Origin of the sequence: Gordonia sp. 852002-50395_SCH5434458, from assembly GCF_001665905.1 — a bacterium.
GTDB lineage: Bacteria > Actinomycetota > Actinomycetes > Mycobacteriales > Mycobacteriaceae > Gordonia > Gordonia jacobaea.
On record NZ_LZTC01000075.1, the window covers coordinates 12,489 to 25,564 of the forward strand.

Below are 13,076 nucleotides of genomic sequence, written 5' to 3' on the forward strand. Positions count from 1 at the left end.
AACCCTCAGATGCCGAACTCGATGATCGCTCGCTCGCCGAACTTCCGAAAGCCCATGCGCTGCAACAGCGGCGACGACGTAGCGGTCTCGGCATGCACGAGCCCGAGCGAGGCTCCCCGACGTCGCGCATCGTGAAGTCGAGCGACGATCAACGCCCGATAAACGCCGCGACCCCGATGAGCGGGAAGGACGGCGCCACCCCACATTCGAGCGACCTCACCCTCGAGCGTGTAGCCGCCCGCACCGGCCGGTTCCAGGCCGTCGCGCGAACCGACTCCGGCCACGAACAGCCCGGGCGGCGTGGCGTCCCGCGTAGCAGCGTCGTCGAGGATGGGTGGCGGAAAACCCCAGGCGTCGAGGGAGATTCGGGCGAACTCGGCGATTCCGGCATCGTCGTCGACGCGGCGCGCGACGACTCCGTCGGGTGTCGGTATCCGGTCGACGATCTCTGCCGCTGTCTTGAGCGCGACGATGTCGCGGACCGCGATCGTCGTGGCATCACGTCGCTCTAGTTCGGCGTCATCGACACCCCCGAACAGTCCCGGCGCACGCGTGAATCGCACACGCCGGGCGTCGAGTCGCCTCGCATGGGCGGCGGCCTCATCGAGCACGACGATCGGATCACGTTGCGTCCCGTGGTAGTTCAGCAACGTGGCGGTTCCGTCGAGCACATAGAACTCGTAGCCGTCGATGTCGAGATGGCGCGAGCCGACCGGATGCCAGGAAGACGTCCACCGTATCGATTCAGCGCGCACGCGCTCCGGTGTCCACATCACCAGACAAGCGTGCCACAGCGGAGACGTGCCGATCACGGCGTCTCAGTTTGAGAGAAATCCTGAATCATTCCAGAATGCGTTGCATACTGACGAGGTGTCCCCCACGCCGGAGTACGCAGACCAACTGCGTGCAGCCGAACTTCGAGTGACCCGTCCGCGGGTCGCGGTGCTGCAGGCCGTCAATACGCACGCGCACGCCGACACGGAGACCATTTTTCTCGCCACACGCACGATACTGCCCGACGTCTCACGCCAGGCGGTCTACGACGTACTCGGTGCGCTGACCGACGCCGGACTCGTCCGACGCATCCAGCCCTCCGGCCTCGTCGCCCGCTACGAGGCGCGAGTCGGCGACAACCATCACCACACCGTGTGCCGTTCGTGCGGCGCAATCGGCGACGTCGATTGCGCTGCGGGAACAACGCCGTGCCTCACGGCATCCGACGACAACGGCTTTGTGCTCGACGAGGCCGAGGTCATCTATTGGGGCCTATGCCCCGACTGCAACACAACGTCCACACCGGGGTCACATTCGTGATCACAGCCCGAATCTCCACTTACCGGAAGGAAGACAGTGTCTGAAGAGAAGTCAGCCCCCGAAGCTCCCCCCATCGGTGAGGCACAGACCGAACCTGCCGAATCAGGTTGTCCGATGCACATCCGCCCACCGGTCGAAGGCGGCGGCAATCAGCAATGGTGGCCGGACAAGCTGAATCTGCGTGTGCTCGCGCACAATCCGCAGGTCATTCGTCCCCGCGAACCCGACTTCGACTACGACGCCGCGCTCGCCGACCTCGACGTCGAGGCGCTCGTCGGCGACCTCAAAGACGTCATGAAGGACTCGAAGTCGTGGTGGCCCGCCGACTTCGGTCACTACGGCCCCTTCTTCATCCGAATGTCGTGGCACGCCGCGGGCACCTACCGCGTCGAGGACGGCCGTGGCGGCGCCGGAACCGGAATGCAGCGTTTCGCTCCTCTGAACAGCTGGCCCGACAACGTGAGCCTCGACAAGGCACGACGACTCCTGTGGCCGGTGAAGAAGAAGTACGGCAAGGCACTGTCGTGGGCCGATCTCCTGGTCCTGGCCGGAAACGTCGCGATCGAGGACATGGGTCTGCCGACCAAGGGATTCGCCTTCGGGCGTCCCGACGAGTGGGAAGCAGACGAGGTCTATTGGGGTGCCGAGTCGGTGTGGTTGGGCACCAACCTGCGCTACCAGGGCGGCAAGCGCGAACTCGAAGAGCCGCTGGGCGCAACCACCATGGGTCTCATCTACGTGAATCCCGAAGGCCCGGAGGGTGTTCCGGACTACCTCGCGGCCGCAGCCGATATTCGCGAGACGTTCGGCCGCATGGCCATGAACGACGTCGAGACCGCAGCGCTGATCGTCGGCGGTCACACCTTCGGCAAGACGCACGGCAACGGCGACGCCGAACTCCTCGGCCCTGAGCCCGAAGCCTCACCGATCGAGCAGATGGGTCTTGGTTGGAAGAATCCGCAGGGCACCGGCGTCGGCAACGACACGGTCACCAGTGGTCTCGAGGTGACATGGACCCACACGCCGACCAAGTGGGACAACAGCTTCCTCGAGATCCTGTACGGCAATGAGTGGGAACTCTTCAAGAGCCCCGCGGGCGCCAACCAGTGGCGACCGAAGGACGGCGGCTGGGCCAATTCGGTGCCCGTGGCCCAGGGCGACGGCAAGACCCACCCGTCGATGCTGACCACCGACCTGACGATGCGATTCGACCCGATCTACGGGGAGATCACCCGGCGTTGGCTCGACCATCCAGAAGAACTCGCCGACGAGTTCGCGAAAGCGTGGTTCAAGCTCCTCCACCGCGACATGGGACCTGCCATTCGCTACCGCGGGCCGCTCGTGCCGTCGGAAACCTACATCTGGCAGGACAACGTCCCCGCTGCCGAGGGACCGCTGCTCTCCGACGCCGACGCCGACAGCCTGAAGTCCGCGATCCTCGAAACCGGTCTCACCGTGCCGCAGCTCGTGTCCACGGCATGGAAGGCGGCGTCGACGTTCCGTGGCAGCGACTACCGCGGAGGCGCGAACGGCGGACGGCTGCGCTTGCAGCCGCAGCTCGGCTGGGAATCCAGTGAGCCCGACGAGCTCGCGCAGGTGATCAGCAAACTGGAACTCGTCGCCGAGCAGTTCAACTCCGAGCCCGGCACCAAGGTGTCGTTCGCCGATCTCGTGGTGCTCGGCGGAGCCGCGGCGATCGAGAAGGCGGCGAAGGATGCCGGCGTCACGGTGACGGTCCCGTTCACCCCAGGCCGCACCGACGCGACGCAGGGGCAGACCGACCAGGAGTCGTTCGCCTACCTCGAGCCCCGCTACGACGGATTCCGAAACTACGAGGGCAAGGGCAACGAGCTGCCCGCGGAGTACAACCTCGTCGACAAGGCCAACCTCCTGACCCTGTCGCCGCCGGAGATGACGGTGCTCGTCGGTGGTCTACGCGTACTCGGCGCCAACCACAAGAACTCCTCGCTCGGAGTGCTGACGACCAAGCCGGGCACGTTGACGAACGACTTCTTCGTCAACATCACCGACATGGATGTCGAATGGTCGGCATCGCCGGCAGACGACGGCACCTACGTCGCGGTCGATCGTGAGTCGGGCGAGCAGAAGTGGACGGGTTCGCGGGTCGATCTGGCCTTCGGTTCGAACTCCGATCTGCGTGCGCTCGCCGAGGTCTACGCCGAGGACGACTCGAAGCAGAAATTCGTCGACGACTTCGTCGCCGCGTGGGCCAAGGTCATGGAACTAGACCGCTACGACCTGCACTGATTCGACCGATCACCACCGATGCACCTCGTGGACACACTCCACGGGGTGCATCGGTGTGTGTGGCAGCCCACGTAGTCTTACGCCATTGCCCGACACGTCGAGTCACTCCCCCGTACTCGCGCGTAGCGCAACGATTCGACACAATCGTCCGGGGCCGCAAGTTTTTGCAGTCACGCGTGCGTCCGCATGGGCGTGACGCACACGTGGGCCCACATCCGCGAAGTTTCGTGCTTCGCACGGCGAGCGGGGGCGCTGCCGACGAGCAGTTCCAGAAGAGAAGGGAGTCGGTGATGTTCACGCGCATTGCCATCGTGAACCGAGGTGAGGCCGCGATGCGGCTCATCCACGCCGTCCGCGGATTGTCTGCCGAGACCGGTCAGCCCATCGAAGTCGTAGCCCTGCACACCGACGTCGACCGCAACGCCACATTCGTCCGCGAAGCCGACATCGCGTACAACCTGGGAGCGGCAGCCGACCGCCCCTACCTGAACCTCAAGGTGCTCGAGCACGCCTTGCTCGAGACCGGCGCCGACGCCGCATGGGTCGGCTGGGGATTCGTCGCAGAGGATCCGCTCTTCGCCGAACTGTGCGACCGCATCGGCGTCACCTTCATCGGCCCGTCCGCCGAGGCGATGCGCAAACTCGGCGACAAGATCGGCGCAAAGCTGATCGCCGAAGAAGTCGGTGTTCCGGTCGCCCCGTGGAGCCGCGGGTCCGTGGACACCATCGACGACGCGCTCGAGGCCGCAGCGTCGATCGGGTACCCGCTGATGCTCAAGGCGACCGCAGGCGGTGGAGGCCGCGGTATCCGCGTCATCACCAGCGACGACGAACTCCGCGACGCCTTCGACCGCACGCGCGACGAAGCCGCCCGCGCCTTCGGCAGCGGCGTCGTCTTCCTCGAACGACTCGTCACCGGAGCCCGCCACGTCGAGGTCCAGGTCATCGCCGACGGCCAGGGCACCGCATGGGCGCTCGGCGTCCGCGACTGCTCGGTACAGCGCCGCAACCAGAAGATCATCGAGGAGTCGGCATCGCCGGTTCTCGCACCAGAACAGGTCGCCGATCTCAAGGCATCCGCTGAGCGTCTCGCCGTCGCTGTCGGATACCGGGGCGCCGCAACCGTCGAATTCCTCTACCACCCGGGCGAGCAGCTCTTCGCCTTCCTCGAAGTCAATACCCGCCTGCAGGTGGAGCACCCGATCACCGAGTGCACGACGGGAATCGATCTGGTCCGCGCACAACTTCACGTCGCGTCGGGCGGCCGCCTCGAAGGCGAGCCTCCGGCTGAGCGCGGCCACGCCATCGAGGCGCGCCTCAATGCCGAGGATCCGGACCGTGACTTCGCACCGGCACCCGGCCGCATCTCCCGACTCGAACTCCCCGCCGGTCCCGGCATCCGCGTCGACACCGGAGTCAGTGAGGGCGACACGATCCCCGCTGATTTCGACTCGATGATCGCCAAGATCATCGCCTACGGCGCCAACCGCAACGAGGCCCTCGGCCGTCTGCGTCGCGCCATGAGCGAGACGCGCGTCGTCATCGAGGGTGGTGCGACCAACAAGAGTTTCGTCCTCGAGCTACTCGGGCAGCCCGCGGTCATCGACGGAAGCGCCGACACCGGCTGGATCGACCGCGTCCGCGCCGAGAACGGACTCGTCGTCAACCGCCACTCGGCGATCGCGCTGATCGCCGCCGCGATCGACAGCTACGAGGAGGAGGAAGCCGTCGAACGTCAGCGCCTGCTGTCGACGGCGTCGGGCGGACGCCCACAGGTGCAGCACGAGAGCGGTCGACCGCTCGACTTGAAACTGCGCGGCGTCGGATACCGGGTACGTGTCGCCCGGATCGGCGCGAGCCGCTTCCGTGTGTCGATCGAATCGGGTACCGACACCTACACCGCGGACGTCGACATCGAGCGCTTCGACGAGCACACGGCACAGATGGTGCTCAACGGGGTCCGCTACCGCCTCGTCACAGACACGCACGGCCCAACTCACCTCATCGACGTCGATGGCGTCGCCCACCGCGTCAGCCGCGACGAGGGCGGCGTTGTGCGCTCCCCTGCTCCTGCACTCGTCGTCGCCACTCCGTTGGCAGTCGGCGACGAGGTCGAGGCCGGCGCACCCGTGCTCGTTCTCGAGAGCATGAAGATGGAGACCGTGCTGCGCGCACCCGTGCGCTCGCGACTCAAGGAGTGCACCGTGTCGGTCGGCTCCCAGGTCGAGACCGGCGCGACGTTGATGCGCCTCGAACCGATCGTCGACGCCGAGGACGATGCCGATGCCGCCCAAGAGCCCGCCGAGAGCGTCGAACTCGAGCTACCCGCGGCTCTCGACAACGTCGACCCGGACGTCAGGACCACTCGCACCCAGGAAGATCTGCGCAGTCAGCTCCTCGGGTACGACGTCGACCCGCACGACCGATCGCGACTCCTCGACGACTACCTCAGCGTGCGGCGTGAAGTCCGTGCTTCTGGTCGACGCCCCATCGGGGATGAACTCGAACTGCTCACGGTCTTCGCCGATCTCGCCGAACTGAGCCAGAAGCGTCCGCCGTTGGGCCTCAATCCTGGGTTCGAGCATGTGCACAGCTCACGCGAGAACTTCCACACGTATCTGCAGAGCCTCGACGTGGAGCGTGACGGTCTCCCCGAAGCGTTCCACGACCAGCTACGGCTGGCGCTGCGCCACTACGGGGTCACCGAACTCGACCGCTCACCGGAACTCGAAGCCGCGGTCTTCCGCATCTTCCTGACGCTGCAGAATCCTGGTGCATCGGTCACCGTCATCACCACGCTGTTGCGTGAGTGGCTCAATGAGCCGACACCGCGCGACGAGTTGCGCGAGGACATCGGTTTCGCGCTGGATCGGATCGTGGCCGCGACACAGGTGCGCTTCCCCGCGATTGCCGACCTCGCACGCGGTGTGATCTATGCCTGGTACGGCCAGGCGATGCTCCTGCGCGACCGTGCACGCGTCTACACGAACGTGCGCAAGCACCTCAAGTACCTCGACGAGAACCCCGATGCCGCCGACCGCAGTGAGCGCATCGCCGACATGGTGCGAAGCACCGAGCCTCTGGTTCGCCTTCTGGGACAACGCATTCAGCGCAGCGGCACCGACAACACCGTCATGCTCGAAGTACTCACCCGCCGCTACTACGGCAACAAGGGTGTCGACGTCATCACCACGCAGACCGCACGCGGCACAACGTTCGTCGTCGCCGCACGCGACGGCGCCAGCGTCGTCTCGGCAGCGGTGCCGTTCGACGAATTGGCTTCTGCGGCAAGCGGACTCATCGAGTTGGCGCGTACCAGTGCGTCGATCGCAGCCGACATCTACGTCAGCTGGGAAGACCAGCCGGACGACTTCGACACCATGGCCGCGGCATTGCACGAGATCGTCGCGGCGGCACCGATGCCCGGCCAGGTGCAACGCGTCACGTTCACCGTCGCCGGACGCGGCACCGCTGTGATGCATCACCACTTCACGTTCCGGCCGTCGGCCACCGGCATGGTCGAGGAACGACTGATCCGTGGTCTGCATCCCTACATCGCGCAGCGGATGCGCATGGAGCGGCTCCGCAAGTTCGACCTGACGAGGCTGCCCTCGGCAGACGACGAGGAGATCTACCTGTTCCGCGCCGTCGCGAAGGAGAACCCAGCCGACGACAGGCTGGTCGCCTTCGCGCAGGTACGCGACCTGAGTTCGCTGCGCGAAAACGACGGTCGATTGCTGTCGCTGCCCACGGCCGAGACTGTGCTCGCCTCCTGCGCCGACTCGATTCGTCGCGCCAAGCGTGGCCAGAAGCGTGCGGTCAACACCAACCGAATCGTCATGTACGTGTGGCCACCTGTCGACGCTTCCGCGGACGATCTGGCCACGATCGCCGACCACATCCGCGGTACGACCGCCGACGTCGGGCTCGAAGAAGTGCAGCTGATCGCCCGACGCCGCGACCGCGACACCGGCGAACTGCGCAAGGTCTCCATTCGCTTCTCTGTCAACGCGACAGGTGGATTCGACGTCTCGGTGGGAGAACCATCTGCCGAGCCGATCGAGCCCGTCGACGAATACCGTCAAAAGGTCCTCAGCGCCGCTCGACGCAACACGGTCTACCCGTACGAGTTGACCGGCCTGCTCGGCGACTTCCGGGAGTACGACCTCGACGCCGAGCAGCGACTCGTACCGGTACAGCGCCCGAAGGGACGCAACACCGCAGCGATCGTCGCGGGCGTCGTGACGACGCCGACCGAGAAGTATCCGCAGGGCATCACCCGCGTCGTGTTGCTCGGCGACCCGACGAAATCGCTTGGTGCACTGTCGGAACCCGAGTGTGCGCGGGTGATCGCGGCACTCGACCTCGCCGAGGAGATGAAGGTCCCCCTCGAGTGGTACGCCCTCTCATCCGGCGCGCGCATCTCGATGGATTCGGGCACCGAGAACATGGACTGGGTGGCGCGCGCACTGAAGCGGGTCGTCGAGTTCACCCAGGATGGCGGTGAGATCAACATCGTCGTCGCAGGCATCAACGTCGGAGCCCAGCCGTACTGGAACGCAGAGGCGACCATGCTGATGCACACCAAGGGCATCCTCGTGATGACCCCGGAGTCGGCCATGGTGCTGACCGGTAAGCAGTCGCTGGACTTCTCGGGCGGTGTCTCCGCGGAAGACAACTTCGGCATCGGCGGCTACGACCGGGTCATGGGTCCCAACGGCCAGGCTCAGTACTGGGCCCCGAACCTCGGGGCCGCACGCGACGTGCTGATGGCGCACTACGACCACACCTACGTGATGCCCGGTGAACTGACTCCTCGACGCCTCATCACGACCGACCCGGTCGACCGCGACGTCTCCGACTACCCGCACGTTCTTGCGGGCAGCGACTTCACCACCGTCGGACAGATCTTCTCCAAGGAGATGAATCCCGACCGCAAGAAGCCGTTCGACATCCGGACGGTCATCCGCGCCGTCGCCGACCAGGATCATCAGGTCCTTGAACGGTGGGCCGGAATGGCCGACGCCGAGACCGCCGTGGTTTCCGACGTGCATCTCGGCGGAATCCCGGTGTGCCTACTCGGGATCGAATCGCGCGAGGTATCGCGCCGTGGCTACACCCCGACCGACGGGCCGGACACCTACACGGCGGGCACGTTGTTCCCACAGTCGTCGAAAAAGGCTGCGCGAGCAATCAATTCGGCGAGCGGCAATCGTCCGCTCGTGGTGCTCGCCAACCTCTCCGGATTCGACGGTTCGCCGGAGTCGATGCGCAAACTTCAGCTCGAGTACGGGGCTGAGATCGGACGCGCGATCGTCAACTTCCGCGGCCCGATCGTCTTCTGCGTCATCTCGCGGTATCACGGCGGAGCGTTCGTCGTGTTCTCCAAGGCGCTCAATCCGAACATGACGGTGTTGGCGATCGACGGCTCATTCGCCTCCGTGCTCGGTGGCGCTCCCGCCGCGGCCGTGGTGTTCGCGGGCGACGTCAACAAGAGAGTCGACGCCGACCCGCGTGTGCGCGACATCGAGGCACGGTTGGCGGAGGCTTCCGGCTCGGACCGTTCGGCGCTGAGCGCAGAACTGGCCGATGTGCGTCAGTCCGTGCGGGCCGAGACGATCAATGCTGTCGCCGCCGAGTTCGACGCCGTGCACAGCATCCGACGCGCTGTCGAGGTCGGTTCTGTGGACGCCGTCATCGACGCCGCCGAACTGCGTCCGCGGATCATCGCCGCGATCGAGGCGAATTCGACATGGTCGCACCGTCGTCATGAGGCTGCCGAGCCCCAGCAGGTCGGCACTGAGCAGGTCGGCACGAGTTCGGAGTCGTAGCACCGACTCGGGATACATCGATAACCGACGGCGCGGGGCCGGGATCAGAGAAACACTCTCCGATCCCGGCCCCGCGCTCTGTCTCGTCGCGCCCGCGCGCTAGGCGATCTCGTCGGCTCCGGCACGCACGACGAAGCGTCGAACACGGTCGCGTAGATTGTCGATCCTGTTGAGCCGCACAGCTTCCCGATCCTGACCGGCCATCGCCGAGGACGGCAACCGGTGGACGTTGCGTGAACACTCGAAGTGCGAGCAGATCAGTGTGCCGATCGTGTCGCCGCGGCGACCGGCCTTGCCCACGCGCCGCGCCGTGAACAGCAGGACCTCGTTCGGGATCGAGACGTCTTCACACAGCGCGCACAGCACACGTGTGCGTGGCGGCACCACGCCCGCCCGCAGACGCAGGCCGACGAGACCGGCCGCGGTATCGGAGTCAGATACCTCGGAAGCTTCAGATACATCGGCAGCGTCGGGGACTTCAGAGACGTCGGAGAGATCGACGACCAGGTAGCCGATGGTCGGCGTCTTGGGATCACGCCAACCGAGATATTCGAGCCGATCCCAGTCGAGCGTGTCGAACTCGGCGGGTAGATGGAGTTCCTTACGTTCCCGTACCGAGGCATTGACGAGGGAAGCGCGCAGTTGTTTTTCGGAGAGTTGTCGCATGGTGAATTCACCTGTTTCGTGAGTGGCGTGCCGCCCTGGAAACCTGAGAACCTCGGAATCCTGGAAACCTCGGAATCCTGGAAACCTCGGAATCTTGGAAACCGTGGAGTCTTGGAAACCGTGGAGCGTTGGTGACGGCACGAAGTAGAGAGGACGGCCGGATTGGCGTATGGACGATCACGCCCTCACCGATCACGGCGAGCGCGCGGTCAGCGCAGACGGCTATCTGTTGTCGGCGTGCACGCCGACAACCTCCTCACGCCGCACGAGGCGGACAGATGGTGCAGACACGCACTCGAGTCTGCCGTCGACCGCGTCTCGTCGTCAACGCGGTAAGCGAATCGAACGGTCATCGCTCGCCCGGCGGCAGGCTCTGGTTGTGGCTATGCTGGCGGTTTCCCGACGCGCCGGCGCGACCTCACGGTGGCTCCGACCCGCGACGCCGGGGCCATCCGCGGAAGGAGCGCACCGTGTCAACCGACTCCGGCGCACACGCCAGACCGACTTCTGGGCAACGTCTGCCCGGTCACATCAGATTGACGTCACACAGCGGCGGAGTCGACGCGCCGTCGATCACCTGGGGCGCACCGACCGCGGCAGCGCGTGGTCCCGTCATCGCGACCACCACGACGCGTGGACACCGCAACGTCGTCGGCACTCATTCGGGCTCGTACAGCGTGTATCGGGCATTGGCGGTGGCGAGCGGGGCACTCTCGCGCGAGCACCGCGCCGACCTCACCAACACCTCGCCCACCGACGTGGTCGGCCCCTACCCGCAGTGGAGCGACCCCGAAGCCATCGTCAGCATCGACCCCTGGGGCGCGACGATCGCCGACTCGTTTCCCGATCAGCTTGCCGCCGGATACGACGTCCGGCCGACCATCGCCATCACCAAGGCTCACGTCATCCTCCCCGAGATCGCCGACGCGATCGCGAAGGGACGCTTGGTCCCCGACAACGAGACCCTGCTGCCCAACGGTGCCGCACTTGTGACGAAGGCCGCAGTCGAACCGGTGTGGTACCTGCCCGGTGTCGCCAAGCGATTCGGTTGTAGTGAAACGGAATTGCGTCGTGTTCTGTTCGAGGAAACCGGTGGCATGTACCCCGAGTTGGTCACGCGTTCCGACCTCGACGTGTTCCTTCCGCCCATCGGCGGCCAGACCGTGTACATCTTCGGCAACCCACGCGATCTCGCAGACCCGACCGTCGAGCTCACCGCACGCGTGCACGACGAATGTAATGGGTCGGATGTGTTCGGCTCCGACATCTGCACCTGCCGCCCCTACCTCACCCATGCGATCGAGGAGTGCATCCTCGGAGCGCAGAACGGCGGCGTCGGTCTGGTTGCGTACTCGCGCAAGGAAGGTCGGGCGTTGGGCGAGGTGACGAAGTTCCTCGTCTACAACGCGCGCAAGCGACAGGTGGGCGGCGACACCGCCGACCAATACTTCGCACGCACGGAATGCGTTGCGGGAGTCCAGGACATGCGCTTCCAGGAGCTGATGCCCGACGTCTTGCACTGGTTCGGCATCACGAAGATCGACCGGCTCGTCTCGATGAGCAATATGAAGTACGACGCGATCACCGGGTCCGGGATCGCCGTCGGAGAACGTGTCGACCTCCCCGACTACTTGATTCCCGACGACGCGCGCGTGGAGATCGACGCGAAGACCGCCGCCGGCTACTTCACGAGTGGCGTGATCCCGGACGCCGACGAACTGCGTAAGGCGAAAGGTCGGGGTCTGACCACATGAGGGCGACGGACACGGTCGTCGATCCCCTCGCGACCCTGCACAGCACCGACACCATCCGCGACCGAGCGACAACACTTCTCACCCGCGCACGCGAGGGCCAATCGGAGTGGTTCACCGTCGACGACGATGCCATCGGGACGACTGTCGGCCTCGTCGCCGATGTCACACGCGCGCGCTACCCCGACCTCGACGTTCCGTTCCACAGCCGATGGCGCCACTTCGAGGCCGCGGGAGTCGACAGGGTCGCCGGGCTGGCGCAGCGGATGAGCGCTTTGACTGTGGCTGAACGGATCAGCACGCGCATCGACCTCGCCGTCGTGAGCGTGTTGCTCGACGCGGGCGCGGGTCCGCACTGGCACTTCGACGAGCCCGGCACCGGCATCCGCCTCACGCGGTCGGAGGGACTCGGCGTCGCGAGTTTCCACGCGTTCACCGATGGTCTGTTCTCCGGCGTGGACGAGGATCCACTGCGCGTCGACGCAGCAAGTCTGCGTGCGCTGACCGCTGACCGGCTCGCGCAGGCGTTCCAGGTGAACGCCGACAATCCGCTCGTCGGCGTCGAGGGACGCCTCGGGCTGCTCCACGAACTCGCCGACGTGCTGGAGGCGACGCCGGGCGTCTTCGGCGAGGACGGCCGCCCCGGCGGACTGGGGACTGTGCTGACAAGCGGCTCCGATGGTGTTCGCGCAGCAGACATCCTCGAACTACTGCTCACGTACTTCGCGCCGATCTGGCCCTCTGCCAATCGAATCGACGATCGCCCACTCGGAGACTGCTGGCGGCACAGCGACGTCGGCGGCGACGGCGTCACCGCCGGATGGATGCCGTTCCACAAGCTGTCGCAGTGGCTTTCGTACTCGTTGCTCGAACCGTTCGGCGACGAGGGAATCACCGTCACGGGACTCGGGTATCTGACCGCGCTGCCCGAATACCGCAACGGGGGTCTGCTCCTCGACACAGGAGTCCTCGTCCCGATTCCGGCCGACTGGTCGACGCGCGAATGGCAGGTCGACGATGAGTTCATCGTCGAGTGGCGCGCGCTGACCGTGGCGCTGCTCGATGAATTGGCGCCACTCGTCTGCGCCGAACTCGGACTCGACCCCGCCACCACTCCCCTCGCGTGCATTCTCGAAGGCGGCACCTGGGCTGCGGGTCGCGAGGCCGCCGCGCAACGGCGACAAGGACTTCCACCCCTGACCATCATCAGCGACGGCACGGTCTTCTGACCGTCCGAAGAACGAGA

7 protein-coding genes are annotated in these 13,076 nt (G+C 65.8%); 5 read left to right on the forward strand and 2 right to left on the reverse strand.

What is annotated here, in order from left to right; genetic code table 11:
- Positions 1–5: 5 nt before the first annotated feature.
- The gene (locus A5785_RS16400; RefSeq protein ID WP_231894307.1) at positions 6–812 is read right to left on the reverse strand and encodes a GNAT family N-acetyltransferase; all 807 of its coding nucleotides are present in this window, start codon (positions 810–812) and stop codon (positions 6–8) included.
- Positions 813–870: 58 nt separating this feature from the next.
- Here A5785_RS16400 and A5785_RS16405 point away from each other — a divergent pair, with 58 nt between their 5' ends.
- The 3 genes from A5785_RS16405 to A5785_RS16415 all read left to right on the forward strand — a co-directional run bounded on the left by A5785_RS16405 (position 871) and on the right by A5785_RS16415 (position 9,413).
- Positions 871–1,314 carry a Fur family transcriptional regulator gene (locus tag A5785_RS16405; RefSeq protein WP_156525506.1) on the forward strand — a complete coding sequence of 148 codons (444 nt, stop codon included), beginning with the start codon at positions 871–873 and terminating at the stop codon, positions 1,312–1,314.
- Between the two features lie 36 nt (positions 1,315–1,350).
- Positions 1,351–3,582: a catalase/peroxidase HPI gene (gene katG, locus A5785_RS16410; protein ID WP_064867627.1), complete on the forward strand. Its 2,232-nt coding sequence runs from the start codon at positions 1,351–1,353 to the stop codon at positions 3,580–3,582.
- 290 nt (positions 3,583–3,872) lie between these two features.
- A complete protein-coding gene (locus tag A5785_RS16415) occupies positions 3,873–9,413 on the forward strand; it encodes an ATP-binding protein (RefSeq protein ID WP_064867629.1) in 5,541 nt (1,846 codons plus the stop codon).
- Between the two features lie 99 nt (positions 9,414–9,512).
- Here the strand turns inward: A5785_RS16415 and A5785_RS16420 are convergent, their stop codons facing one another.
- Complete coding sequence (locus A5785_RS16420; RefSeq protein ID WP_064867631.1) at positions 9,513–10,079, reverse strand: FBP domain-containing protein; 567 nt, start codon at positions 10,077–10,079, stop codon at positions 9,513–9,515.
- Between the two features lie 470 nt (positions 10,080–10,549).
- Here A5785_RS16420 and A5785_RS16425 point away from each other — a divergent pair, with 470 nt between their 5' ends.
- Complete coding sequence (locus tag A5785_RS16425) at positions 10,550–11,833, forward strand: GTP cyclohydrolase II (protein ID WP_049700751.1); 1,284 nt, start codon at positions 10,550–10,552, stop codon at positions 11,831–11,833.
- Positions 11,830–13,059, forward strand: a complete 1,230-nt coding sequence (locus tag A5785_RS16430) for a URC4/urg3 family protein (protein ID WP_064867634.1) — start codon at positions 11,830–11,832, stop codon at positions 13,057–13,059. Before A5785_RS16425 ends, A5785_RS16430 begins: the two co-directional genes overlap by 4 nt.
- Positions 13,060–13,076: the final 17 nt, after the last annotated feature.